The following is a 26,109-nucleotide window of genomic DNA, read 5'->3' on the forward strand; positions in this document are numbered from 1 at the left end:
AACCGACGTACCAATGTTTAAGAAAATAGGACCGGGTGTTCTTGTTGCCGCAGCCTTTGTAGGTCCGGGCACCATAACCATGTGCACGCTCGCCGGAGCCCAATTTGGATATGCTTTGATATGGGCTTTGTTAGTCTCTATTATAGCCACGATCATATTGCAAGGGATGGCCGGAAGGATTGGCCTTGTGACCCAAAATGGATTAGTGGATGTGGTACGGACCGAACTTAAGACCCCATGGATCAGAAACGTTGTGATTGCCATTGTTTTGGGCGCTATATTGGTTGGTAATGCAGCCTACGAAGCCGGTAATATTGGAGGTGCAACTTTGGGGCTTGAACAATTGTTGCCACAGCCGCAACTAAGACCCTTTTTACCGACTGTTATCGGAAGCATCATATTTCTTTTGCTGTGGTTCAGTAGCTATAAGATTTTGGAAAAGATATTCGTTGGACTCGTTGGTATCATGGGGGTTAGTTTTGTTGTTTGTGCCATCATAACACAACCATCAATGATTGACATATTGAAAGGGATGTTTGTTCCTAAGTTGCCTGAAAAAGGACTGCTTACGGTCATCGCCCTAGTGGGAACCACAGTGGTCCCCTACAACCTTTTTTTACATGCATCCTTGGTGAAAGAAAAATGGAATAACCAGACCGATTTAAAAGCAGTGAATTGGGATACGATAATTTCCATTGGACTGGGTGGATTGGTTTCCATGGCGATATTGATTACCGCATCGGCAGCACCGATTTCCGAAATAAACAATGCTCTGGACATGGCCATAGCGCTCGAGCCCTTATTTGGCAAAATGGCTTTTTTGTTTATGGCAATAGGGCTTTTGGCTGCAGGAATCACATCTGCCATTACGGCGCCCTTGGCAGCAGCCTATGTTGCCAGTAGTTGTTTTGGTTGGGAGGGCGGCATGCAGAACAAAAAGTTTAAAATGGTCTGGGTCATTGTTTTGCTGTGTGGTGTGGTATTTCTTTCTTTTGATATAAAACCAATCGAAGTGATTCAATTTGCACAAGTAGCCAATGGTGTTTTGCTTCCCGTAATGGCTACATTATTACTGTGGGTGGTTAACAAAAAATCGGTAATGGGTGAAAACAAGAACAGTCTTTTGCAAAATATAGCAGGAATCGCTATTGTGGTATTCGCTATATTCCTTGGCGCAAAAAGCATACTAAAAGTGATAGGATTGTTCTAATGGATACGTTTAGCATAGATATTAATTGTGATGTTGGGGAAGGTGTTGGTAATGAAGCCGATATTTTTCCGTATATAAGTTCCTGCAATATTGCCTGTGGTGGTCACGCAGGAGATAAGGAAACCATGCTGAAGATAACATCATTGGCCAAGCAGCATACTATTAAGGTGGGTTCCCATCCATCATACCCCGATAAAGCTAATTTTGGTCGCGAAGTGATGGATATTTCAAACAGGGATTTAATACAGAGCATAAAGCAACAATTATCGGATTTTGATGAAGTCTTGGAACAGCAAGGAATCCATTTGCATCATATCAAAGCCCATGGAGCTTTGTACAATAAAACAGCAAAGGATGAAGATGTAGCCAAGATATATCTGGAAGCCATTAATGATTATAAGGAAAGGGCCATTTTGTATGTGCCTTTTGGGTCGGTCATTGCCGAGCAGGCGGTTGCCCGTGGATTTAAAGTCTGGTTTGAAGCATTCGCGGACCGTAATTACAATTCAGACCTGTCCCTAGTCTCCAGAAAACAAGAAAATGCACTGATTGAAGAACCCGAAGGTGTTTTAAAACATATTTTGCCCATTATTAAAAAAAGTGAGGTTTTGACTGTTGACGGTAGATTACTCAAAATTCAAGCAGATACACTTTGCATTCATGGAGATACAGTTTCCGCCTTAAAAATATTAACGTATCTTTCTAAACAATTACCCCAAAAACAGGTGCGGATACAAAAATGAAAAGTTACCCCATTAGCATCAAACCCTTCGGAGAACGAGCTGTTTTAGTGGAATGGCCAGAAAAGGTTAGTGAATCCATTTTGGCGGACATCCTAGATTTTATGGACGCATTTAAGGAATTGGAAATCCCGGGTTGGGAAATGTCGGTGGCCTACAATTCCTTGACGATGGTCTATAACCAAGATCATATCGATTTTGAGGAAACAAAGGAAATGATTTTGAAGTGCCAAGAGCAACAAGCAAAATCCAAGACCGAACGGATTCAGCATTTATGGACGTTGCCGGTATGCTACGATCTTGAATTTGGAATGGACATCGAAGAAGCTTCCAGAACCTTGGGTATTTCGGTGAAAGAACTTATCCAACAGCATACCTCGCATCAATATGTGGTGTATGGCATCGGGTTTTTGCCGGGCTTTATGTATTTGGGTGGACTTCCATCAACTTTGGAGATTCCACGTAGGGCGGAGCCAAGGTTAAAGGTACAGAAAGGTTCCGTGGGGCTGGCCAGTAAGCAAACCGGAATTTATCCGCAGGATTCTCCGGGAGGTTGGAACATTATCGGAAATTGTCCCGTTGATTTGTTCAACCCGGCGAAGGACGAACCCTGTTTTGTGAAAGTAGGGGACAAGATTCAATTTGAAAGTATATCCAAGGCCGAGTATAAACTGCACAAGATTGAAGGTGAAGTTGGTATTTACGAACCCGAAAAAGTTGTTCTGAATGCTTAAAGTTTTAAAACCCGGACTTTATACGACCGTTCAGGATTTAGGAAGGTACGGTCACAGAGATATTGGAGTGCCGATTGCAGGGGCAATGGATGTGGAATCGGTAAAAAAAGCCAATCTGCTATTGGAAAATGATGAAAATGATGCGGTTCTGGAAATAACCATGACCGGACCAACACTTCAATTTGATACGGACACATATATAAGTCTGTCAGGAGCCCATATTGTGGCCACTTTGAACAATGAGCCGATAGATAATTACTCGGTCATCAAAATTGGCAAAGGGGACATTTTGTCCTACGGCCGATTGGAATTGGGTTTTAGGGGATATATCGCCATAAAGGGCGGTTTTCAGACCAAAAAGGTACTCGATAGTCGCTCACAGTTTTATCCCGTGACAAAATCGGCACGACTTAAAGATGGTGATGAGGTGCCATACAGCGAGACCAAAAACTATGAACCAAAAATCTCAGAGGTAAAAATTGAAGAACATTTCGAAAATAATATTTTAAAGGTCTATAAAGGGCCTGAGTTTTCATTGTTGTCCGATGGCCAGCTTACAGAGATTTTTGCCAAACCGTATACCGTTTCCAAAGAAAACAACCGAATGGCCTATCAGCTTTCCGAACTGATTAGCGGACATTCACATTCTATGCTTACATCGGGTACGTTGCCCGGCACTATTCAATTGACCCCTGCAGGCCGTATGATCATTTTAATGAAAGATGGTCAAACCACAGGTGGCTATCCTCGCATATTGCAATTGAGCGAGGAATCCATTTCGGTGCTTGCACAGAAGAAGTATGGGGATGAGTTGAAGTTTAAATTGGTTTGATGAAAAAAGCGCCCAAGATTTAAATCAGAAGCATTTTTTTCGTACCATTACAATATGAAAGCAAATAAACAAGTCATTATTGAGGTCATTATTATTCCGGAAATGGAGTGATACAGACTTGCTATTGACTTAAAAAGGCCTGTATCCCACACGATACAGGCCTTTTTTATTTGCAATAAAATTAATTGAATATTGGAATTTTAATCAGTCTAAAAAACTGAATAACAGTAATTTATGTGTATTATGTTTCCAGTGGATTTAAACAGCGAAGAACTGTTAAAAATCTAGGGCTTTTTAAACATTTATCTTTGAATTACGGTATATATTCAGAAGAATACTGTATTTGAATGAAATTTGATAATGGAATTGAACAAGTTTAGTAAGAAAGTTACACAAGACCCAACGCTGCCAGCCGCTCAGGCCATGTTGCATGCGATTGGACTCACAGACGAAGACCTACAAAAACCTTTAATTGGAATAGCAAGCACGGGCTACGAGGGTAACCCCTGCAACATGCACTTAAATGATTTGGCCCTTGATGTAAAGAAAGGGGTGGAGTCATCCAATTTGGTAGGGCTTATTTTCAATACCATTGGGGTGAGTGATGGAATTTCCAACGGAACCCCGGGAATGCGTTACTCTTTGCCATCGCGAGATATCATTGCGGATTCTATTGAAACTGTGATTCATGCTATGAGTTATGATGGTTTGGTCACCGTGGTAGGTTGCGATAAAAACATGCCAGGGGCCCTAATGGCCCAATTACGTTTGAACCGTCCTTCCATCTTGGTATATGGCGGAACCATTGCACCGGGATGCCACAACAACAAAAACTTGGATATCATATCGGCCTTTGAGGCTTACGGACAAAAAGTGGCCGGAGCTATCGATGAGACTGAATATAAAGAAGTAATCCATAAAGCTTGTCCGGGAGCGGGAGCCTGTGGAGGAATGTACACGGCAAATACCATGGCGTCTGCCATTGAAGCCATGGGCATGTCCATGCCGTTCAACTCGTCCATTCCGGCGGTGAACGATAAAAAACAAGCGGATTGCGAAGCGTCTGGTGCAGCATTGTACCATTTATTGAAAGAAGACATCAAACCAAGAGATATCGTTACCAAAAAGGCCTTGGAAAATGCCTTTAGGTTGGTGACCGTTCTTGGTGGTTCTACTAATGCCGTACTGCACTTTATGGCCATTGCACACGCTGCTGAGGTTGATTTTACGTTGGATGATATCACTAGAATCAGTGAATCCACCCCGTTATTGGCCGATTTAAAACCAAGTGGAAAATACTTGATGGAGGACCTTCATAAAGTTGGGGGAGTCCCCGCGGTATTGAAATATATGTTGAAGGAAGGTATGCTTCACGGTGATTGCATGACGGTTACCGGAAAAACCTTAGCCGAAAACTTATTGGACGCCCCAGATTTGCAAGAAGGTCAAGATATCATCAGAAAAAAGGACCAGCCCATAAAAGAAACAGGCCATATCCGCATTTTATATGGAAACTTGGCTTCTGAAGGGGCAGTGGCAAAAATCACAGGTAAAGAAGGTCTTGAATTTACGGGGACAGCTCGCGTTTTTGATAGTGAAGTTGCCGTAAACGAAGGTATTCATACTGGTAAGGTGCAAAAAGGCGATGTGGTCGTCATTCGATATGAAGGCCCAAAAGGCGCCCCGGGAATGCCCGAAATGTTGAAGCCGACTTCCGCTATCATGGGGGCTGGACTTGGAAAAGATGTAGCGTTGATCACAGATGGAAGATTTTCCGGTGGTTCCCACGGATTTGTGGTGGGCCACGTTTCACCGGAAGCCCAAGTGGGTGGTGGAATCGCTTTGGTGAAAGATGGAGATGAAATCACTATTGATGCCGTCAACAACACCATCAACATTAATATTTCGGATGAAGAGTTCGAACAACGAAGAAAAGAATGGAAGCAACCTGAGCTCAAAGTAAAATCGGGAAGCTTGTATAAATATGCCAAAACGGTATCCTCCGCAGCCAAAGGTTGCGTTACCGATTTGTTCTAACAATTTACAATAGGGGCATCTCCCTTAATTTAAGCTTATGGAGACATTAAAAGCGCAAAAAAAAGATAGTAAGAGTCAAAAAGCAATCAGAATCACCGGCGCAGAGGCCATTATTCATTGTTTGTTGGCAGAGGGTGTCGATTTGATTTATGGTTACCCTGGTGGAGCAATTATGCCCGTTTATGATGAATTATATAAGTTTCAGGATAAACTTACCCATATCCTTACGCGGCACGAGCAAGGCGCTACGCACGCAGCTCAAGGATATGCAAGGGTTACGGGCAGAGTAGGGGTTGCCATGGCGACTTCTGGACCTGGAGCCACTAACTTGGTGACGGGAATTGCCGATGCGCAGATAGATTCGACCCCAATGGTTTGTATTACCGGTCAGGTGACAAGAAGTTTGTTGGGTTCCGATGCATTCCAAGAAACAGATATTGTTGGTATTTCCACTCCGGTTACCAAATGGAACTATCAAATAACAAGGGTAGAGGAAATACCCGAAATCATGGCAAAGGCATTTTATATTGCCAAATCTGGTAGGCCGGGCCCAGTTTTAATAGATATTACAAAGAACGCCCAGTTTGATGAGCTTGATTTTGTATACGAAAAATGCACCAAGGTCAGAAGCTACAAACCGGCTCCAAAGCCTGAGATAGGTAGTTTGGAAAAAGCTGCCGAATTGATCAACAGTGCCAAAAAACCATTTATCGTTTTTGGACAAGGTGTGATTTTGGGCGAGGCCGAAGCCGAACTCAAGGCATTTGTTGAAAAAACAGGTATTCCAGCGGCCTGGACCATTCTCGGTCTTTCCGCCATGGATACGGACCATCCGTTGAATGTTGGAATGGTGGGCATGCACGGGAACTATGGGCCCAATATGCTGACTAACGAATGCGATGTGCTCATAGCTATTGGAATGCGCTTTGATGACCGTGTAACAGGTGATTTGAACACCTATGCAAAGCAGGCCAAAATTGTTCATTTTGAAATAGATCCTGCCGAGGTCAACAAAAATGTGAAGGTAGATGTTGCCGTTTTGGGCAATTCCAAAGAAACCTTGGCCGACATACTGCCATTGGTTGACAAAAAGGAACATAAGGATTGGAAGGGCGAGTTTGATAAAATGTATCAAATCGAATACGATACTTTGATCAAAAACGATATTCACCCGACCAAAGAAGGGTTGACCATGGGTGAGGTTATTGAACAGATCAATGTAGCTTCCGGTCACAAGGCCGTAATGGTTTCCGATGTGGGTCAACACCAAATGATTGCGTGTAGATATGCCAAGTTCAAGCAATCCAAGAGCAATATAACCTCGGGAGGATTAGGGACCATGGGATTTGGTCTTCCTGCGGCCATTGGAGCCAAAATGGGGGCCATGGACCGCGAAGTGGTCGCAATTATCGGTGATGGCGGGTATCAGATGACCATTCAGGAGTTAGGTGTTATTTTCCAACATAATGTACCGGTCAAGATTGTGGTATTGAACAACGATCACTTGGGGATGGTGCGTCAATGGCAAGAACTTTTCTTTGACAGGAGATATGCGTCAACTGTGATGACAAATCCTGATTTTGTGAAAATTGCCGAAGGATATCATATCAAATCAAGAAGGGTGTCCGAGCGAGGCGACCTTCAAGAGGCCGTTCAAGAAATGATGGCATCCAAAGACCCATATTTCTTGGAGGTTAAAGTGGAAAAAGAGGATAATGTATTTCCAATGATTCCATCTGGAGCTTCGGTATCTGATATTAGATTGAAATAAATGGATCAATCCGCTATCATAGAACGGCCCAAGCAATATCAAGATTTGCTTGAGAAGAGCAAGGAGATGGGATTCACCATGCCTTCTGATATTTATATTGGCACTCTCTTGAAGACCTTAGTGGCATCAAAACCTGCTGGTAACTTTTTGGAGTTGGGCACAGGAATCGGTTTGTCCTTATCTTGGATGATTCAAGGAATGGACGAGGATTCAAGAATATTAAGCGTTGACAATGATTCCGAGCTTATTGAAGCGGCCCAGCTGTTTTTTGAAGACGAAGATAGATTGGAGCTTGTGTGTGATGATGGAGAGAAATGGTTGGAGGAATACAACGGTGATACTTTCGATTTGATTTTTGCCGACGCATGGCCAGGAAAATACAGTCATTTGGACACTGTTTTGGGTATGCTCAAAATAGGCGGATTTTATGTAATCGATGATATGAAGAAGCAACCCAATTGGCCTGAGGGACATGAAGAAAAGGCCAACAAATTGGTCAAAACGATCGAGAAAAGAAAAGATATTACAATAACAAAGATGGACTGGTCCACAGGACTTATAGTTGCAGTAAAAAAATAAAAAATAACATGGGAAAACAATGGTATACCATCTCGGTGTATTCCGAAAATCATGTGGGACTGCTCAATAGAATATCTGGAATATTCCTAAAGCGACACATCAATATTGAAAGCTTAAATGTTTCAAAATCAGAGATTGAAGGTGTTTCTAAATTCACGATTGTAGTCTTTACCACCGAGGATTGGACACGCAAGATAGTAGGTCAAATTGAAAAACAGATTGAAGTCATCAAGGCATACTATCACACCGATGATGAAACCATTTATCAAGAATCGGCATTGTTCAAAATTGCTTCGCACTTGTTGTTCGATGAAAGGCAGATTCAAAACATCATCAAAGAAAGCAATGCACAAATCGTAACCGTAAACCGTGAGTTTTTTGCATTGGCCAAAACTGGCCGTAGACATGAAATCGATGAAATGCACGATGCACTTTTGCCCTATGGCATTATGCAATTTGTTCGTTCAGGTCGTATAACGGTAACTAAAGCGGCAATGCCGATAAGCGAAATATTACAAGAATTTCAAGAAAACTAAATAGCGTAAAATCAAATATTAAAATGGCAAATTACTTTAACACACTATCACTTCGCGAACAACTGACACAGTTGGGAAAATGTAGATTTATGGATTCCAGCGAGTTCGCTGATGGTGTTACCGCACTAAAAGGAAAGAAAATTGTAATTGTTGGTTGTGGAGCCCAAGGGTTGAACCAAGGATTGAACATGCGTGATTCCGGGTTGGACATCTCTTATGCCTTGCGTGCAGCAGCTATCAAAGAAGAAAGGCAATCGTTCAAAAATGCCAAGGAAAACAACTTCGTTGTGGGTACTTATGAAGAATTGATCCCAGACGCCGATTTGGTCATCAATCTTACTCCGGACAAACAGCACACCAATGTGGTAAGCACAGTAATGCCTTTGATGAAAAAAGGGGCAACCCTATCATACTCCCACGGATTCAATATTGTGGAAGAAGGAATGCAGGTGCGTGAGGACCTTACAGTGATCATGGTGGCGCCAAAAAGTCCAGGTTCCGAAGTGCGTGAAGAATACAAAAGAGGTTTCGGTGTGCCAACTTTGATTGCCGTACACCCAGAAAACGATCCGGAAGGAAAAGGTTTGGAACAAGCCAAGGCCTATGCTGCAGGAACAGGTGGGGATAAAGCGGGCGTGCTGGAATCATCATTTGTGGCGGAAGTAAAGTCGGATTTGATGGGAGAGCAGACCATTCTTTGTGGTTTGTTGCAAACGGGATCTATTCTTTCCTTCAACAAAATGGTTGAAAAAGGAGTTGATAAAGCCTATGCTTCCAAATTGATCCAATACGGATGGGAAACCATTACCGAAGGTTTGAAGCAAGGTGGCATTACCAATATGATGGACCGTTTATCCAATCCTGCCAAAATAAAAGCGTTTGATTTGGCTGAAGAACTAAAAGTTATCATGCGTCCGTTGTTCCAAAAACATATGGATGACATCATGAGCGGACATTTCTCCAAAACCATGATGGAAGACTGGGGCAATGGCGATAAAAACCTATTGGACTGGAGGTCTGCCACAGGGGAGACCGCTTTCGAAAAGACTCCGGCAGGTGATATGGAAATCTCTGAGCAAGAATACTACGATAATGGTGTTTTGATGGTCGCTTTTGTGAAATCAGGAGTGGAATTGGCCTATGAGACCATGACCGAATCTGGCATCATTGGCGAGTCTGCATACTATGAATCTCTGCACGAGACCCCGCTTATCGCCAACACCATTGCAAGAAAGAAATTGTTCGAAATGAACCGCGTTATCTCCGATACGGCAGAGTACGGTTGTTACTTGTTCGACCATGCTTGTAAGCCGTTGTTGACCGATTTCATGAAAACTGTGGAGACCGACATCATAGGTAAACATTTCGGAGAAGGTAAAGACGCTGGTGTGGATAACGTAAGGTTGATCGCAGTGAACAAGGCCATCCGTGAGCATGATGTAGAGGTTGTTGGTGCTAGATTGCGTGCATCCATGACTGCCATGAAGCCAATCGGATAAAACAAAACCATTGGCCCTATGAGTGAAACTGTGGAAACATACTTTCCGCAAATAGCGGATATTTATCAAGCAGCAAAAACCATTGCCCAAGTGGCCGAGGTCACACCTTTGCAGCAAAGTATCCGCTATTCCAAAACCCATGGGGCCAATATTCTTCTTAAACGGGAAGACCTTCACAGGGTACGTAGTTATAAAATACGTGGCGCATACAACAAAATAAGCTCACTTTCCAAAAATCAACTGGTTAATGGTGTGGTCTGTGCCAGCGCTGGCAACCACGCGCAGGGCGTTGCTTTTGCATGCAGTCATTTACAGGTAAAAGGGACCGTTTATATGCCCGTGGTTACCCCAAAACAGAAAATAGACCAGACCAATATGTTCGGAGGCGAATGGGTGGATGTAGTTTTGGAAGGAGACACTTTTGACGACTCCAAAAAAGCCGCCGAACTGTTCTGCGAGCAAGAAGGGAAAACCTTTGTCCATCCGTTTGATGATGAAAAAACCATCGAAGGGCAAGCAACTGTTGGTTTGGAGATATTGCAACAATCCAGCGAGCCCATCGATTACTTGTTTGTGGCCGTTGGTGGAGGAGGATTGGCATCGGGACTGTGCGGTACGTTCCAAGCTTTATCGCCCAAGACCAAAATTATAGGAGTGGAGCCGGAAGGAGCACCATCCATGCTAAAATCCATTGAGCAAGGGAAATTGGTGGAACTGGAGAACATCGATAAGTTTATCGATGGAGCAGCAGTGCAGAAAGTAGGCTCATTGACCTATCCCATTTGTAAAGAATACCTGCATCAAATGATGACCGTTCCCGAAGGTAAAGTGTGCCAAACGATTCTGGACCTATACAATAGGGATGCCATTGTAGTGGAGCCCGCAGGTGCCTTGACGATCGCAGCCTTGGATTATTTCAAGGAAGAAATCATAGGTAAGAATGTGGTCTGCGTGGTGAGTGGAAGCAACAACGATATTACCCGTACCGCCGAAATCAAAGAAAGGGCTTTGCTTTACGCCCAGTTGAAGCACTATTTCATAGTTAGGTTCCCACAGCGCCCAGGCGCATTGAAAGAGTTTGTGGTAGATATTTTAGGTCCGAATGACGACATTACCCACTTTGAATATTCCAAAAAATCGAGCAGGGAAAATGCTCCCGCTATTGTCGGGGTGGAACTTAAATCGCCCGAAGACCTAGAACCTTTGGTTCAACGTATGAAAGACAATAATTTCTTTGGGGATTATCTCAACAACAAACCCGATTTGTTTCAGTATTTGGTGTGATGCTACCAACATTTTCAAGCATCGTTATTATAAAGTTTGATTTTCAATCTACACGAAAGCGTTTGCGTAAAAACAGCATGATTTTCAAGGGTTTTTATGTTAGCTTTGTGTGAAATGGGCGACCATTTATCAACACTAATCGCTTAAAAACAACAACTAATGGCAACAACTACAACAGCAATACCGGAAGCTTTTCAAATTACCGAAGAGATTCATCAAAAAACATATCTGGTCAATGGGGAACTACGAAAATGGGATGGTGAAACCAGTCCTGTAATTTCCACGATATCATCCACGGAAGAATACGCCCCAACAACTTTAGGGAGTGTTCCTGATATGGGGGAGGCGGAAGCTTTGGACGCCTTGGATTCCGCTTTAGCTGCTTACGATAAGGGGCAGGGACTTTGGCCTACCATGAAGGTGAAGGACCGTGTGGAATGCATGGAGTCCTTCGTAAAGAAAATGGAGCAAAAGCGTGAAGAGGTCGTAAAGCTTTTGATGTGGGAGATAGGTAAATCCAAACCAGATTCATATAAAGAGTTTGATCGTACCGTTGAGTATATTTATGACACCATTGAGGAATATAAACAATTGGATCGCAACAATGCCAAATTTGAAAAGCATGATGGCGTTTATGCCCACATCCGTAGAGGGCCTCTTGGGGTGGTGTTGTGCCTTGGGCCATACAACTATCCGTTGAATGAGACTTTTGCTTTGTTGATTCCAGCCATCATCATGGGGAATACAACTATTTTTAAGCCGGCAAAACATGGAGTTTTGTTGATTACACCACTTTTGGAAGCTTTTCAGAGTTGTTTTCCAAAAGGAGTGGTAAATATACTTTTTGGTCGAGGAAGAACCGTAGCGGCCCCCATAATGCAAACAGGCAAGGTGGACGTGTTAGCTTTGATAGGGAACAGTAAGTCTGCGAATGCTTTGCAAGAGCAGCACCCCAAGAGCAACAGATTGCGTTTGGTTTTGGGCTTGGAGGCCAAGAATCCGGCCATTGTACTTCCGGATGCCGAGCTGGATTTGACCATCAATGAGTGTATTTCGGGTACATTGTCCTTCAATGGGCAGCGCTGTACAGCGTTAAAGGTGGTGTATGTACACGATGAAGTAAAGGATGATTTCCTGAAACGCTTTGCCGAGAAAGTGGATGCATTGAAATTCGGTAATCCTTGGGATGATGGTGTAAGTTTGACGCCACTTCCTGAGCCGGATAAGCCAGCTTATATCCAAGAGTTGTTGGATGACGCGTTGTCGAAAGGTGCAAAAATCATCAATAAAAAAGGAGGGAAGCATTTTGATAATTATATCTGGCCAGCGGTATTGTACCCGGTAACTAAGGATATGCGGGTGTATCAAGAAGAGCAATTCGGACCAATAATTCCAGTGCTCTCTTTTCAGGATATTGAAGAGCCCTTGGATGATATGGCAGAATCCAACTACGGACAGCAGGTAAGTTTGTTCGGCAAGGATGTGTATACACTATCTCCGCTCATCGACACGTTAGCGAACTTGGTATGCCGAGTGAATCTGAACAGCTCGTGCCAGCGTGGGCCGGATGTGTATCCATTTACAGGAAGAAAAGATTCGGCACAATCCACCTTAAGTGTTCACGATGCGTTGCGTTCCTTCTCCATCAGGACCTTTGTGGCGTTCAAAGACAACAACTTGAACGTTCAAACGGTGGAACAACTAATGGAGGCAAAAGTGAGCAACTTTTTGAGTACTGACTATATATTGTAAGCTTAAAAACTTTTAAAAAATAAAAAGCCCCGAATTTCGGGGCTTTTTTCTTGGTTTTATGTGGAGTTGATTAAATATGTTCTGCCAGCCAGTCCCCAACTTGACTGGTTTTATATGCTTTTCCGCCATCAGCAAGATCTTCGGTCACCACACCTTCGGCCAATGATTTGTTCACTACCTCACGAATGGCTTCAGCTTCATCCTTTAGTCCAAATGCCGTTTCGAACATCATTGCGGCAGAAAGAACCGTTGCCAATGGGTTAGCAATGTCTTTTCCAGCAGCTTGTGGATAAGAACCGTGGATAGGTTCGAACAAAGATGTCTTCTCTCCCAAAGAAGCAGAAGGCATCAATCCCATAGATCCAGAAATCACGGAAGCTTCATCCGTTAAGATGTCTCCGAACAAGTTTTCCGTAATCAAAACATCATAGGAGCTCGGCCATTGCACCAAACGCATGGCTACGGCGTCCACAAATTCGTAGGACACTTCCACTTCGGGATAGTCTTTTTCCAATTTCTGAACGGTTTCCCTCCATAAACGGGAAGTTTCCAACACGTTAGCCTTGTCCACACAACACAGTTTTTTATTACGTTGCATTGCCATTTCAAAGCCTTTCTTTGCTAAACGCTCTACTTCGGCGCGTGTATAGGTGCAAGTGTCGTAAGCGGTATTGTCGTTATCTTCTCGACCTCTCTTTCCAAAATAGATGCCTCCTGTCAGTTCACGAAGAAAAACGAGGTCAGTTCCCTCAATCCTTTCTTTTTTCAAAGGGGATTTATCGATCAGTGATGGAAAAGTAAATGTTGGTCTAACATTGGCGAACAATCCCAATTTTTGACGCATTTTCAACAAACCTTGCTCGGGACGTACCTTGGCGGAAGGGTCGTTATCAAATCGTGGATGGCCAATAGCGCCAAAAAGAACGGCATCGGCAGCAACACAGGCTTCGTGGGTTTCGTCCGGGTAAGGTTCACCAACGGCATCAATCGCAGCAGCACCGGTTAGGGCTGGAGTCCAGCTAATTTCGTGACCGAATTTTGCGGCTACGGCATCTGATACTTTTACGGCTTGATCAATTACTTCGGGGCCAATTCCATCTCCGGCCAAGAGCGCTATGTTTAGTTTCATTATATCAATTATCAGTTATCAATAAACAATTATCAAAGTCTGTTATACTAAGTTCAACATTTTCTCCGTGGCCTTGATGGCAGATACCGTTTGGTCCGAATCCAATCCACGAGTGGTAAAGTCTTTTTCTTTGGTCTGCCAAGTGATGACGGTTTCACAAAGGGCGTCAGAATTACTTCCTGGAGGAATACGAACGGCATAATCCACCAGTTTTGGTAATGAACGTCCCTCTTTTTTGTACACCTTTTTCAAAGCATTGATAAACGCATCGAACTGCCCGTCACCTTGGGCATTTTCCTCATAAATCTTTCCTTCGATTTCAATGGAAAGGGTAGTAGAGGGTTTTAATCCTTTGGAGTGTGTCAATACATAAGATTTCACAAATACCTTTTGTTGATGAAGGTTGCTGTCCAAAACATCGGAAATGATGTAGGGCAGGTCATCCTTTGTAACGCGTTCTTTCTTGTCGCCAAGCTCAATGATTCGCTCTGTGACTTTTTTTAATTCGTCATCGTTCAAGGTTAATCCAAGCTCCTGAAGGTTCTTCTGGATATTGGCCTTTCCTGATGTTTTACCTAGCGCATATTTACGTTTTCTACCAAAACGCTCGGGCAATAAATCGTTAAAGTATAAGTTCTTTTTACTATCTCCATCCGCATGTATTCCAGCTGTTTGAGTGAATACATTGTCACCAACAATAGGTTTGTTGTCAGGTATGCTGAAACCGGTAAAGGCGGACACCAATTTACTTACTTTGTAAAGTGATGATTCTTTTACCCCAATCTTAATTTCATGTAAAAAATCATTGATTACGGCTACGGCGCTTGCTAACGGTGCGTTGCCCGCTCGTTCCCCCATTCCGTTTACGGTAAGGTGCAAACCATGGGCGCCAGCTTTCAATGCTTCCATCACATTGGCGACGCTCAAATCGTAATCGTTGTGTCCGTGAAAATCGAAATGCGTATTTGGATATCTTTCAATGATTTCCTTAAAAAACGCTCCTGTTTCTGTATGGGTCAGTACGCCCAAGGTATCTGGAAGCAGAATTCGTTTAACGGGTTGTTGAGTTAAAAAATCCAAAAACTGGAAAACATAGTCTTTGGAATTGCGCATTCCATTGCTCCAATCCTCTAGGTAGACATTTGTTTCAATGCCGAGCTTTTGAGCTTCGGAAACTACATTTTTAATTTCTGCAAAATGCTGTTCTGGAGTCTTTTTAAGTTGATGAGTTAAATGGTTTAATGAACCCTTTGTCAGCAAGTTCTGAACTTTTGCCCCGGCTTCTCTCATCCATTTTAGAGATACTCCGTTATCCACAAAGGTCAATACTTCTACCTTTGAAATCAAGCCTTCCGCTTCAGCCCATTCGGTAATGTTTTTAACTGCTTGCAGTTCTCCTTCCGAAACACGGGCAGAGGCCACCTCAATACGGTCCACCTTGAGTTCTTCCAGCAGGAGTTTGGCCAAGGTGAGTTTTTCCGAGGCGGAAAAGGAAACCCCAGAGGTTTGTTCACCATCCCGTAGGGTGGTGTCCATAATTTCTATGGTGCGTGTTTTCATTCTTTAATGCCGTAGTGTTCCAGACGATGGATTATAAAGGCGTGCTTTCAGCGTATTTCTCAATATCTTTTTGGATGTTCAACAAGTAGTCGATATCATCAAAACCATTGAGCATATTACCTTTTTTGTAATCGTTGATGTCAAAGCTTTCACTCTCATCCGTAGCTAAAATGGTAATTTTTTGTTCCGGAAGATTGATTTCCAACTCGGTTTTTGGGTCGGCTTCAATTGCCTTAAAGATTTTGTCCAAAAATTCAGGGCTCACCTGAACCGGAAGAACACCGATGTTCAAACAGTTACCTCTAAAAATATCTGCAAAAAAGCTAGAAACTACACAACGAAAGCCGTAGTCATATACCGCCCAAGCTGCGTGTTCCCTTGAAGAACCGGAACCAAAGTTTTTTCCTCCTACCAAGATTTTACCGGAGTAGATAGGATTGTTGAGTACAAATTGCTCTTTGGGTGTGTCGTCAGAGTTATATCTCCAATCACGGAACAAATTGTCCCCGAAACCTTTACGCTCGGTAGCTTTTAAGAAACGAGCAGGAATAATCTGGTCGGTATCCACATTCTCGATAGGTAAAGGTACCGCGGAACTTGTTAGTATGTTGAATTTATCGTAAGCCATTTTTCTTTCAATTATCAGTTTTCAATTATCAATTAGCAATTGATTCTGCATTGCTAATTGCGCATTGTTTATTGTTAAGCTAAAACTTCTTCTTGCATTAATTCCCTTGGGTCGGTCACTTTTCCTGTAACAGCGGCTGCTGCAGCCACCAAAGGACTTGCCAATAGGGTACGAGCCCCTGGCCCTTGTCGTCCCTCAAAGTTTCTGTTGGAAGTACTCACCGCATATTTTCCAGCTGGAATTTTATCATCGTTCATCGCTAAACAAGCGGAACAGCCAGGCTCTCTCAATTCAAAACCAGCTTCGGTCAAAATATCCAAGATACCTTCTTCTCTGATGGCTGCTTCTACCTTGTGGGAACCGGGAACTAACCAAGCAGTCACATTATCTGCCTTTTTTCTCCCTTTAATGATAGAGGCAAAAGCTCTAAAATCTTCAATTCTACCATTGGTGCAGCTTCCCAAGAACACAAAATCGATAGGTTTGCCGACCATGGCCTCACCTTCATTGTAATCCATATATTCCAAGGATTTTTTGTAAGTGGCAGGAGAGCCATCAATACTCTCTGCCAAAGGAATATCCTTGCTTATACCGATGCCCATCCCTGGGTTGGTACCGAAAGTGATCATAGGTTCTATCTCACTGGCGTCAAAAGTCACTTCTTTGTCAAACTCAGCATCGTTATCAGAATAAAGAGTGCTCCAATATTCCATGGCTGCATCCCAATCCTTCCCTTTTGGAGTGTATTCCCTTCCTTTAATGTATTCAAAAGTGGTTTCGTCGGGAGCGATCATACCGCCACGGGCACCCATTTCAATACTTAGGTTACAAACCGTCATACGACCTTCCATCGACATATTTTTGAAGACATCACCTGCATATTCGGCAAAATAGCCGGTTGCACCTGAAGTGGACAATTTGGAAATAATGAAAAGCGCTACATCTTTAGGGGTAACAGCTTCGCTTAATTGCCCATTCACATTGATGCGCAAACTTTTAGGTTTGGGCTGCATGATGCATTGGGTCGATAATACCATTTCCACTTCGCTGGTTCCGATACCAAAAGCGATGGCACCAAATGCTCCGTGTGTGGAAGTGTGTGAATCCCCGCAAACAATAGTGGCCCCAGGTACGGTAATTCCGTTTTCTGGGCCAATTACGTGAACGATTCCGTTTTTCTTATGTCCAAGTCCCCAATAAGGTATGTTGTGAGCGTTGGCGTTTTCTTCCAAAGCCCTTAACTGATTGGCAGACAAGGGGTCTTTGACGGGCAAGTGTTGATTTCGGGTAGGTGTATTGTGGTCGGCGGTCGCAAAGGTGCGCTCTGGATACAATACTTTTATTCCTCTGTTTTTTAATCCTAAAAAAGCTACGGGACTCGTTACTTCGTGGACCAAATGCCTGTCGATAAAAAGTACATCCGGACCGTTTTCAATATGCTTTACCACGTGGGAATCCCAAACTTTATCAAAAAGTGTCTTGCTCATTGTGTATTCGATAATTTGTAAGCCTACAAAGTTAAAATTTGTGTGTAAACCGATTTTCGGTTAGTTGTAAAATTACGATGTTCAACCGCAATTTCAATGGGTTATTTTTAAAGTTAACAAATGGTAAGGGTTGATTTTCAATTTATAACAAAGAAGTGTGGAGAATTGCGGCATGTTTCAATTACAAACCTAAATCGCTGCTAACTAATATAATTCCAGATGGTTTTGTTGGCCATCATTTTGGAATAGGCATTTAAAATAGGTGCGCTTTCCGCTTTTTCCAATCTTGGGTCTTCTTTCAGCAACTGGATAGCATGATAACGGGCTGTTTTCAGGATTTGATTGTCCTTTACAATATCAGCAATCTTAAGATTGAGCATACCGCTCTGTTGCGTACCCATTAAGTCGCCGGGTCCACGGAGTTTTAGGTCGACCTCCGCAATTTCAAAACCATCATTGGTGCGCACCATGGTCTGTAATCGGGTCTTGGAATCTTCGGAAAGTTTGTTGCCCGTCATCAAAATACAAAAACTTTGTTCTGCACCTCTTCCCACACGCCCTCGAAGCTGATGTAATTGGGAAAGGCCAAAACGTTCAGCACTTTCAATAATCATGACTGAAGCATTAGGTACGTTTACACCTACTTCAATTACTGTTGTGGCAATCATAATCTGTGTTTCTCCTTTAACAAAGCGCTCCATTTCGTAGTCCTTGTCCGCAGGTTTCATTTGTCCGTGCACAATGGAGATTTGATACTCGGGCTGTGGAAAGTCGCGGGCAATGCTTTCATATCCGTCCATTAAGTCCTTGTAGTCCAAAGCTTCAGATTCTTGAATCAGTGGATACACAATATAGATTTGCCTTCCTTTTTTGATTTCATCTTTGATAAAGCCAAACACCTTCAATCGATTACTGTCGAACCTGTGGACTGTTTTAATAGGCTTTCTGCCAGGAGGCAGCTCATCAATCACCGAAATATCCAAATCACCGTAAAGACTCATCGCCAAAGTTCTAGGGATGGGAGTGGCCGTCATCACCAAAACATGGGGAGGCGTGTTGTTTTTATGCCACAACTTTGATCGTTGTGCCACACCAAAACGGTGTTGTTCATCCACAATGGCCAAACCGAGGTTTTTAAATTGAACTTTGTCCTCCAAAACCGCGTGGGTACCCACCAGTATATTCAGATTTCCATTTTCCAGTTGATTGTGGAGCAAGGTGCGTTCGGATTTTTTTGTAGACCCTGTCAAGAGAGCAATTTTAACGTCCATGTTCTCCAATAGCTCTTTGAGTCCGTTGTAGTGCTGGGTCGCCAAAATTTCGGTTGGAGCCATCAAACAGGTCTGGAAGCCGTTATCAATCGCCAAAAGCATGCACATTAAAGCTACAATAGTCTTTCCGGAACCTACATCACCCTGCAAAAGTCGGTTCATTTGGGCGTTGCTCCCTAAATCGTTTCGGATTTCTTTTATAACCCGTTTTTGTGCATCGGTCAATTCAAAGGGCAAGTGGTTTTCAAAGAATTCGGTAAACTTTTCGCCTACGGCGTCAAAAGGCATCCCCTTGATTTTTTGTTTGCGCATCATATTTTTGGAAATGAGCTGCAATTGCACAAAAAATAACTCCTCAAACTTTAGCCGGAACTGAGCTCTTGCCAATAATTCTTGATTCTTCGGAAAATGAATATTGAACAACGCGGAGCTTTTTGAAATCAGTTTTAATTCTTCCAAAATATTGGGGGACAGGGATTCAGGGAATTTACCCTTGCATTCTAGGAACAATTGTTGGATCATTTTCCCGATAATCCGATTGGTAATCCCCTTGTTGCTCAATTTTTCAGTGGAAGGGTAGATGGGCTGCATCACCATTTTTAATCCTTGTTGATGCTTTTGCAAGGTTTCCATTTCGGGATGGGGCATCGAGAACGTGCTGCCATATTTGTTGACCCGTCCAAAAACCACGTAGGGTTCGTTCAGTTTCAAATTTTCCTTGATCCATTTGTGGCCTCGAAACCAAACCAGGTCCATTTGTCCCGTTTCATCTACAAAAGTGGCCACCAAACGCTTACCCCGTTTTTGTTCCACCATTTTTATATGGACAATTTTGCCAACCACCTGTACATCGGCACCGCTCGGTTGCAATTGATTTATCTTATAGTAACTCGTTCTATCCAAATAGCGGTTGGGGAACAGATGTAGCAGGTCCCTAAAGGTCTCAATGCCCAATTCGGCCTTTAAAATATCGGCCCGGTTGGGGCCAACGCCTTTTAAATATGCTATGGGAGTTTGTAGAAAATTGGGATTCATCGAACTAAAATATGTAATTTGGAAGGACTTTTGATAAGATGATGGTATGAAGCTGAGCCCCGCACTTATATTTTTCTTATTTGTACAGTTCCTGTCCGCTCAAATTCAGGATAAAGTGGATTTTATCCATGCAGATGTTTTGATTGAACCTACACCTATTGAAAATCGCATCAATGGTAGCGTTTCGTATCAATTTAATGTAATCGACGATGTGGATTCCATTTTTTTGGATGCCGTGAACCTTGAGTTTTCCAATCTTACTTTGGATGGTGAAAATTTGGATTATGACTACAATGGCAAGAGAATTATCATCAAAAATGCGATGAAAGCAGGGGAGAATCATATCGTTTCAATGGAATATGTGGCAAAACCAAAACAAACGGTATATTTTTTAGGATGGGATGATGCCGTCAGGAACAATGAACAGGTATGGACCCAAGGTCAGGGAAAATATACCAGTCATTGGTTGCCCAGTTTTGATGATATGACCGAAAAAGTGGAGTTTGATATCAAAATACAACTCAAAGAGAATTATACCGTAATCGCCAACGGGAAACTCATCAAAAAAGAAAGTTTGCCTGACTCAAATGGTCATTTGTGGCAGTTTGATATGGAAAAACCAATGAGCAGTTATTTGGTTGGTTTTGCCATTGGAGACTACAATAAAAAAGCCATAATCTCATCTTCGGGAATACCCATTGAACTGTATTACGAACCAACGGATTTTACCAAAGTAGAACCTACCTACCGATATACTAAACACATTTTTGATTTTTTAGAAACAGAAATTGAGGTTGCATACCCATGGCAGAACTATAAACAGGTTCCTGTTCAGGATTTTTTGTATGCAGGAATGGAGAACACGACCTGTACCATATTTTCAAATCAATATGTGATAGATTCCACGGCTTTTGTGGACAAAAACTATGTAAATGTCAATGCGCACGAATTAGCGCATCAATGGTTCGGTAACTTGGTCACGGAAACCAGCAGTGAACATCACTGGCTGCATGAGGGGTTTGCCACATTTTATGCGTACTTGGCCGAAAGGGACATTTTTGGGGAAGATTACTTTTACTGGCATTTATTGAAGACTGCACAAGCCTTGCGGAACTTCTCCGAGGACGATCAGGGCGAAGCATTACGAAACTCGGGGGCGGGTAGCCTTACCTTTTATGAGAAAGGTGCCTGGGCCTTGGTAATGCTACAAGATAGAGTAGGAGAGGAAGCCTTTAAAAAAGGGGTTCGAAACTATTTGAACAAATATGCTTTTAAAAATGTGACCATACCCAATTTAATGGTAGAACTTGAGGAGATTTCGAACACTGATCTTAGTGATTTTGAGAAATTGTGGTTGCAGAACCCAGATTTTCCCTATAATCAGGTGGTTTCTTTTTTGCGGAAGAAAAACGCATCAATAAAAACCTATTTTGAGATAAAAAACCAGATAGAGGAGATTGGTCAAGCCGAAGCTGTTTTAAAACGTAGGTGGAAAAAAATAAAATCAAGTCAATTAAAGGAAAATCTGGTTTTAGATTATGGAATCAAATTATCACCTGAATTTTTAGGCTCCGTTCTCCAATCGGGAGATGTAAAAACAAGACAGGCCGTAATCTTGTCTCAGAACAAAATACCATCTGAACTTAAAATCGCTGCGGAGAATCTGTTAAAGGATAAAAGTTATACTACCATTGAGACTGCCTTATATCGATTGTGGACGGATTTCCCCAAAAACAGGAGTAAATACCTAAGTGAGACCGAAAACATTACTGGATTCCCCAATAAGAACATTCGATTACTTTGGTTAACATTAGCTTTGGTGACTCCCGAGTATAATCCGGATTCAAAAGCAACATATTTTGATGAATTGAGTGGGTATACCAGTTCCGAGCATCATTTTGAGACACGTTTGATTGCATTTCAATATTTGAAGAGCATCGGGGGCTTTACGGATACGGTTCTCAAAAATTTGGTCGAGTCCTGTAGTCATCATGTGTGGCATTTTAAAAAATCGGCCCGGACCATCTTGAACGACTTTTTGCAATCTGAAGGGAACACGGCCCGCATTAAGGGACTTTACCCTTTGCTAAGTCAGGAAGAAAAGCAATATTTGGAGAAAACTTTAGGTGAATGAGGGCATTGGTCATTTCGGGAGGAGGAAGTAAGGGTGCCTTTGCGGGCGGTGTTGCTCAATTTTTGATTCAAGAGGCCAAACACGACTATGACCTGTTTGTTGGAACGTCCACGGGTAGCCTGTTGATTTCCCATTTGGCCCTGAATAAACTGGATAAGATCAAGAACATCTATTCCAATGTAAATCAGGACAGCATCTTCAATAATTGTCCGTTTGTCATCAAGAAAAAACATGGTGTTGAGACCATCGCCATCAACCACTGGAACGTTATAAAAAACTTCATCAAGGGTAAAAAGACCTTTGGGGAAAGTGAGAACCTTAGAACATTGATTCGTAGTTCCATTACCGTCCAAGAGTTCAATAAGCTTAAAAAAAGTAAGATGGATGTGGTGGTTACCGTCTCTAATCTATCATTGAACCAGGTGGAATATAAATCCATTAATGACTGCACCTACGATGAGTTCTGTGATTGGATTTGGATTTCCTCCAATTACACCCCTTTTATGAGCTTGGTAAAAAAGGATGGCTGTGAATATGCAGATGGCGGACTTGGCACTTTAGTTCCGATAGAGGAGGCTTTGTTACGTGGTGCGACCGAGGTGGATGTTATTGTCCTTCATACCGAGGTAAACCACTTGAACCGTATGTCCTCTAAAAACCCTTTTGATTTGATAACAACCATTTTTGGTTTTATGCTGGATCGTATCGAGAACCAAAATGTGCGTATCGGGAAGTTGGTGGCCAATCAGAAGGATGCCATCATCAATTTTTATTATACACCAACGGTTCTCACCACAAACTCATTGATATTCAATAAGGAGCGTATGACCTTGTGGTGGAAGCGCGGTTATTTGTATGCCAAGAACAAGAATGAGGAAACAAGTCCTATAGAACCTGAAAAACAGGAATGATTAAGCCCAAAGGTCGCTAACCTCTTTTTTAACGTAAGCCAAGGCTGCATTCGATGGTGATTCCTTTTCCATGGTCTGGTTCAAGATATCTTCTCGCAATTTATCGGGAGAATCGGTTTCGCTCATTCCAGCTGAACGGATTATCTGTATAGTAGTGTTCTTTGCTGTTTTGATAATATTCCAGCAAGCATCCGACATGTAAATTTGCTGGGAGAGGTTATGCTCGAACTCGGTTTCAATCTGTTTTATGAGCAAGTTTTCGTAATCACCTTTGTTTTTACTCGTCGGCGCAACACGAACCACTAAGCTGTTCAGGGCAATACGCTCTAAAAATAAGGCCATGCGCTCATAGGCCTGTAAACGAATTGGCAAAGTGTCCTTTTGGGAATCTTTGTGCAATAAAAATCGTCTGCGCCCATCTTCATTGCGGGTATGCAATCTAAAAAAGTAGAAGGCCACGGCTCCGGTTACAACGGCCGGCATTAAATAAGCGAATAACTGAAGGATTTGATCTCCACTCATAAGGTAGTCTGGTTTTTTATTGATTTTACACTACCAAGAACGCATCAAAATTGTAAAAAGTATTTTTGATTAAAGGTTATTGGGTCGCCTTGGCACTTTCTTTGGCCTTAGCGTAAAAACCTTTGTAATCGGGTTGCAATTTAATATTGATCCCTTCTTTAAAATTGCCATCCTTGGCCGAAATGCCAATGTTTTCGGCGGGCACTTCCAAACTGGTCACCAATTCAGAAGCCACAGAAGCCACTTGGCCATAGGTAGGTCCAAATTCACCAGTAATGTTCAATCCCTCGACCTCGGCCTTAAAATTTGGATTCGATTTGATGATGTTTGCAACCCCGGCCAGCCATGTTTTTCCTTCTTCCGTCAATTTGTCGGAGGTATCCGAACCAAAAAGCGTATTCAAACTATTACTGATGACCACTACGCCAGCTTCAACACTTACTTTGGCATTTTCTCCCAAGGTCTGTTTTATTCGTGTGAGAGAAACAATAGCGGTAGAGTCGTTCGCGGAAATCATATCATTAATTCCGCTCAATTGTCTTTCTTTTCTGGCAAGAGCCGCCATTGCGCGGTCGACGTTGTCCGAGTTCTGCTTTGACAACTGCGAAAAATTGCTCATGTTCCCCAGTAGGGTCGCATTTGCATCACGAAGCGTTAAGTTTTCCGATTTCAAGGCCTCAGCTTCTGCGTTACTGGATGATATTTCCCTTTTTGCAACAGCCAGTTCCTGTTCGACTTCGGATATCTTCGATTTTAGATTATCTATTTCTGCAATCAAATCACTTTTTCTCTGCGGATAAACACTTGTGGTTATAATAAGAAGCGCAATGACGAGTAGATTGTTTTTCATAAGTAGTACAATTATTTGGGTCTAAGTTATAATGTTTTTAATTAAGTTGTTTTCTTGCCTCCAAGATGCTCACAATTATAGAGATCCTGCATGGAGGTGAAGGGCACTTTCTCTTTTTGGTACTTGTAGACCCTTCTAATATCGCTGCTAAGATAATCATCATCCACATTCACTTGTATATCCTCCATATGAAATTGGCAGGGATGTTCATAACCCGCAGCATGGGTGATTTCCAAAAACTCCTTTTTGAAGGTATTGAAGTATTGGGCCAATCTATCCGATTTTAATGGTACGTTGATTCCGCTCTGTCTCCATTTGCTTTGCGTCGCAACACCGGCAGGGCATCTATTGGTGTGGCACACCTGAGCTTGAATACAACCTATACTCATCATGGCTTCCCTGGCCACGTTGATGCAGTCTGCGCCCATAGCAAAAGCCATGGCCGCCTTTCCTGGAAACCCTAGTTTTCCACTTCCGATAAAAACAATCCTATCCGTGAGTCCGTGGTCTAGGAAAATCTTGTAGACCGTAGAAAACCCATAAGTCCAAGGTAGGGAGACATGATCGGCAAAACTTGGAGGTGCTGCTCCCGTTCCTCCTTCACCACCATCAATGGTAATAAAGTCTGGTCCTTTTCCTGTTTTCTTCATGATATCGGCAAGTTCCTGCCATTGGTCAATTTTTCCGATGGCACCCTTAATTCCGACGGGGAGTCCTGTTTCCTCAGCAATGGACTCAATAAACTCCATAAGCTCTGGAATAGTAGAAAATGCTTTGTGGGTAGGAGGGGAGATGACATCTTTACCAACTTCCACGCCACGTATTTCAGCAAGCTCATGGGTTATTTTAGAACCAGGTAGTACTCCGCCCTTTCCGGGTTTGGCTCCTTGTGAAAGCTTGATTTCAATGGCTTTGACACATGGGTTTTCATCTACCAAAACTTTTAATTTGTCCATGGAAAAACCACCATCTCTTGAACGGACTCCAAAATATCCAGTTCCAAAATGAAAAATCACGTCCCCTCCTTGTTTATGGTAGGGTGAAAGGCCGCCCTCACCCGTATTATGATAGGCACCGCACTTTTCAACCCCTTTGTTCAAAGATTCGATGGCAGCTGCGGAAAGCGAGCCAAAACTCATTGCGGATACATTGATGATAGATGCTGGGCGATACGGTTTTCTTCGCTTATTATAGGCCCCCATTACTTTGGCGCACGGTACAAAATAAGGATGTTCAATGTTTGGGTGTTTTTCGGGCACTTGAAACCCTATCATGGCATTTTTTATAAAAAGATGTTGGTGCTTGTAAATGTCCCTGTCGGTACCAAACCCTTCATAATTGTTTTCTTTTTTTGCCGAAGCGTATATCCAGCTTCGCTCTATTCTGTTAAAAGGAAGTTCTTCTCTATTGTTGGCCACAAAATATTGACGCATTTCTGGCCCTATACTTTCCAGCCAGTACCTTAAGTGTCCCACTACCGGATAGTTGTGGCTTATGGTATGGGCCTTTTGAAAAAAGATATCACGTATGGCCACAAGTGCCAAAAAAATCAAAACCCAAGTCCACCAAGGGATATCGCCTAAAAAATCAAGAAATTCTTCCATTCTT

Annotated in this window: 21 protein-coding genes; 13 read left to right on the forward strand and 8 right to left on the reverse strand. The window is 42.6% G+C overall.

Annotation, left to right across the window (positions count from 1 at the left end; translation table 11 throughout):
- Positions 1-13: 13 nt before the first annotated feature.
- The 11 genes from DCK90_RS14830 (at position 14) to DCK90_RS14880 (ending at position 12,974) form a co-directional block, all read left to right on the forward strand.
- Positions 14-1,210 (forward strand): Nramp family divalent metal transporter, encoded by a 1,197-nt coding sequence (locus DCK90_RS14830; RefSeq protein ID WP_108246992.1) that lies wholly within the window; start codon positions 14-16, stop codon positions 1,208-1,210.
- Positions 1,210-1,953 carry a 5-oxoprolinase subunit PxpA gene (gene pxpA / locus DCK90_RS14835; RefSeq protein WP_108246993.1) on the forward strand — a complete coding sequence of 248 codons (744 nt, stop codon included), beginning with the start codon at positions 1,210-1,212 and terminating at the stop codon, positions 1,951-1,953. Before DCK90_RS14830 ends, pxpA begins: the two co-directional genes overlap by 1 nt.
- Positions 1,950-2,684 carry a 5-oxoprolinase subunit PxpB gene (pxpB, locus tag DCK90_RS14840; RefSeq protein WP_108246994.1) on the forward strand — a complete coding sequence of 245 codons (735 nt, stop codon included), beginning with the start codon at positions 1,950-1,952 and terminating at the stop codon, positions 2,682-2,684. The genes pxpA and pxpB overlap by 4 nt, the downstream gene beginning before the upstream one ends.
- Positions 2,677-3,516: a 5-oxoprolinase subunit C family protein gene (locus tag DCK90_RS14845; RefSeq protein WP_108246995.1), complete on the forward strand. Its 840-nt coding sequence runs from the start codon at positions 2,677-2,679 to the stop codon at positions 3,514-3,516. The genes pxpB and DCK90_RS14845 overlap by 8 nt, the downstream gene beginning before the upstream one ends.
- A gap of 360 nt (positions 3,517-3,876) precedes the next feature.
- Complete coding sequence (ilvD, locus tag DCK90_RS14850) at positions 3,877-5,553, forward strand: dihydroxy-acid dehydratase (RefSeq protein ID WP_108246996.1); 1,677 nt, start codon at positions 3,877-3,879, stop codon at positions 5,551-5,553.
- A 37-nt stretch (positions 5,554-5,590) separates the two neighbouring features.
- Entirely contained in the window at positions 5,591-7,324 is a 1,734-nt protein-coding gene (gene ilvB / locus DCK90_RS14855) for a biosynthetic-type acetolactate synthase large subunit (protein ID WP_108246997.1), read from the forward strand.
- Entirely contained in the window at positions 7,325-7,903 is a 579-nt protein-coding gene (locus DCK90_RS14860) for an O-methyltransferase (protein WP_108246998.1), read from the forward strand.
- Positions 7,904-7,911: 8 nt separating this feature from the next.
- Positions 7,912-8,439, forward strand: coding sequence for an acetolactate synthase small subunit (gene ilvN, locus DCK90_RS14865; RefSeq protein ID WP_108246999.1), 528 nt, complete (start codon positions 7,912-7,914; stop codon positions 8,437-8,439).
- 23 nt (positions 8,440-8,462) lie between these two features.
- Positions 8,463-9,938: a ketol-acid reductoisomerase gene (gene ilvC, locus DCK90_RS14870; protein WP_108247000.1), complete on the forward strand. Its 1,476-nt coding sequence runs from the start codon at positions 8,463-8,465 to the stop codon at positions 9,936-9,938.
- 18 nt (positions 9,939-9,956) lie between these two features.
- Positions 9,957-11,222 (forward strand): threonine ammonia-lyase, encoded by a 1,266-nt coding sequence (gene ilvA / locus DCK90_RS14875; protein WP_108247001.1) that lies wholly within the window; start codon positions 9,957-9,959, stop codon positions 11,220-11,222.
- A 159-nt stretch (positions 11,223-11,381) separates the two neighbouring features.
- Positions 11,382-12,974, forward strand: coding sequence for an NADP-dependent glyceraldehyde-3-phosphate dehydrogenase (locus DCK90_RS14880; protein ID WP_108247002.1), 1,593 nt, complete (start codon positions 11,382-11,384; stop codon positions 12,972-12,974).
- Positions 12,975-13,044: 70 nt separating this feature from the next.
- Here DCK90_RS14880 and leuB read toward each other — a convergent pair whose 3' ends face one another.
- From leuB to recG, 5 genes are all read right to left on the reverse strand, one after another.
- The gene (gene leuB / locus DCK90_RS14885) at positions 13,045-14,103 is read right to left on the reverse strand and encodes a 3-isopropylmalate dehydrogenase (RefSeq protein ID WP_108247003.1); all 1,059 of its coding nucleotides are present in this window, start codon (positions 14,101-14,103) and stop codon (positions 13,045-13,047) included.
- A gap of 42 nt (positions 14,104-14,145) precedes the next feature.
- Positions 14,146-15,663, reverse strand: a complete 1,518-nt coding sequence (locus DCK90_RS14890) for an alpha-isopropylmalate synthase regulatory domain-containing protein (protein ID WP_108247004.1) — start codon at positions 15,661-15,663, stop codon at positions 14,146-14,148.
- Between the two features lie 31 nt (positions 15,664-15,694).
- Complete coding sequence (gene leuD, locus DCK90_RS14895) at positions 15,695-16,291, reverse strand: 3-isopropylmalate dehydratase small subunit (RefSeq protein WP_108247005.1); 597 nt, start codon at positions 16,289-16,291, stop codon at positions 15,695-15,697.
- 74 nt (positions 16,292-16,365) lie between these two features.
- A complete protein-coding gene (gene leuC / locus DCK90_RS14900; RefSeq protein WP_108247006.1) occupies positions 16,366-17,778 on the reverse strand; it encodes a 3-isopropylmalate dehydratase large subunit in 1,413 nt (470 codons plus the stop codon).
- Between the two features lie 200 nt (positions 17,779-17,978).
- Positions 17,979-20,084, reverse strand: coding sequence for an ATP-dependent DNA helicase RecG (gene recG / locus DCK90_RS14905; protein ID WP_108247007.1), 2,106 nt, complete (start codon positions 20,082-20,084; stop codon positions 17,979-17,981).
- Positions 20,085-20,130: 46 nt separating this feature from the next.
- Here recG and DCK90_RS14910 point away from each other — a divergent pair, with 46 nt between their 5' ends.
- Both DCK90_RS14910 and DCK90_RS14915 read left to right on the forward strand, forming a co-directional pair.
- Positions 20,131-22,218: a M1 family metallopeptidase gene (locus DCK90_RS14910; protein WP_108247008.1), complete on the forward strand. Its 2,088-nt coding sequence runs from the start codon at positions 20,131-20,133 to the stop codon at positions 22,216-22,218.
- The gene (locus tag DCK90_RS14915; protein WP_108247009.1) at positions 22,215-23,129 is read left to right on the forward strand and encodes a patatin-like phospholipase family protein; all 915 of its coding nucleotides are present in this window, start codon (positions 22,215-22,217) and stop codon (positions 23,127-23,129) included. The genes DCK90_RS14910 and DCK90_RS14915 overlap by 4 nt, the downstream gene beginning before the upstream one ends.
- Here the strand turns inward: DCK90_RS14915 and DCK90_RS14920 are convergent, their stop codons facing one another.
- From DCK90_RS14920 to DCK90_RS14930, 3 genes are all read right to left on the reverse strand, one after another.
- Positions 23,130-23,651: a DUF7935 family protein gene (locus DCK90_RS14920; protein WP_108247010.1), complete on the reverse strand. Its 522-nt coding sequence runs from the start codon at positions 23,649-23,651 to the stop codon at positions 23,130-23,132.
- Positions 23,652-23,727: 76 nt separating this feature from the next.
- Positions 23,728-24,501, reverse strand: coding sequence for a coiled-coil domain-containing protein (locus DCK90_RS14925; protein ID WP_108247011.1), 774 nt, complete (start codon positions 24,499-24,501; stop codon positions 23,728-23,730).
- Between the two features lie 41 nt (positions 24,502-24,542).
- Positions 24,543-26,105, reverse strand: a complete 1,563-nt coding sequence (locus tag DCK90_RS14930; protein WP_108247012.1) for an FMN-binding glutamate synthase family protein — start codon at positions 26,103-26,105, stop codon at positions 24,543-24,545.
- Between the last annotated feature and the right edge of the window lie 4 nt (positions 26,106-26,109).

The organism is Muricauda brasiliensis, assembly GCF_003057865.1.
Lineage (GTDB): Bacteria > Bacteroidota > Bacteroidia > Flavobacteriales > Flavobacteriaceae > Flagellimonas > Flagellimonas chongwuensis.

Coding starts and splice junctions, on each gene's coding strand:
- DCK90_RS14830 (WP_108246992.1), top strand. CDS start 14: ATGTTTAAGAAAATAGGACCGGGTGTTCTTGTTGCCGCAGCCTTTGTA.
- pxpA (WP_108246993.1), top strand. CDS start 1,210: ATGGATACGTTTAGCATAGATATTAATTGTGATGTTGGGGAAGGTGTT.
- pxpB (WP_108246994.1), top strand. CDS start 1,950: ATGAAAAGTTACCCCATTAGCATCAAACCCTTCGGAGAACGAGCTGTT.
- DCK90_RS14845 (WP_108246995.1), top strand. CDS start 2,677: ATGCTTAAAGTTTTAAAACCCGGACTTTATACGACCGTTCAGGATTTA.
- ilvD (WP_108246996.1), top strand. CDS start 3,877: ATGGAATTGAACAAGTTTAGTAAGAAAGTTACACAAGACCCAACGCTG.
- ilvB (WP_108246997.1), top strand. CDS start 5,591: ATGGAGACATTAAAAGCGCAAAAAAAAGATAGTAAGAGTCAAAAAGCA.
- DCK90_RS14860 (WP_108246998.1), top strand. CDS start 7,325: ATGGATCAATCCGCTATCATAGAACGGCCCAAGCAATATCAAGATTTG.
- ilvN (WP_108246999.1), top strand. CDS start 7,912: ATGGGAAAACAATGGTATACCATCTCGGTGTATTCCGAAAATCATGTG.
- ilvC (WP_108247000.1), top strand. CDS start 8,463: ATGGCAAATTACTTTAACACACTATCACTTCGCGAACAACTGACACAG.
- ilvA (WP_108247001.1), top strand. CDS start 9,957: ATGAGTGAAACTGTGGAAACATACTTTCCGCAAATAGCGGATATTTAT.
- DCK90_RS14880 (WP_108247002.1), top strand. CDS start 11,382: ATGGCAACAACTACAACAGCAATACCGGAAGCTTTTCAAATTACCGAA.
- leuB (WP_108247003.1), bottom strand. CDS start 14,103: ATGAAACTAAACATAGCGCTCTTGGCCGGAGATGGAATTGGCCCCGAA.
- DCK90_RS14890 (WP_108247004.1), bottom strand. CDS start 15,663: ATGAAAACACGCACCATAGAAATTATGGACACCACCCTACGGGATGGT.
- leuD (WP_108247005.1), bottom strand. CDS start 16,291: ATGGCTTACGATAAATTCAACATACTAACAAGTTCCGCGGTACCTTTA.
- leuC (WP_108247006.1), bottom strand. CDS start 17,778: ATGAGCAAGACACTTTTTGATAAAGTTTGGGATTCCCACGTGGTAAAG.
- recG (WP_108247007.1), bottom strand. CDS start 20,084: ATGAATCCCAATTTTCTACAAACTCCCATAGCATATTTAAAAGGCGTT.
- DCK90_RS14910 (WP_108247008.1), top strand. CDS start 20,131: ATGAAGCTGAGCCCCGCACTTATATTTTTCTTATTTGTACAGTTCCTG.
- DCK90_RS14915 (WP_108247009.1), top strand. CDS start 22,215: ATGAGGGCATTGGTCATTTCGGGAGGAGGAAGTAAGGGTGCCTTTGCG.
- DCK90_RS14920 (WP_108247010.1), bottom strand. CDS start 23,651: ATGAGTGGAGATCAAATCCTTCAGTTATTCGCTTATTTAATGCCGGCC.
- DCK90_RS14925 (WP_108247011.1), bottom strand. CDS start 24,501: ATGAAAAACAATCTACTCGTCATTGCGCTTCTTATTATAACCACAAGT.
- DCK90_RS14930 (WP_108247012.1), bottom strand. CDS start 26,105: ATGGAAGAATTTCTTGATTTTTTAGGCGATATCCCTTGGTGGACTTGG.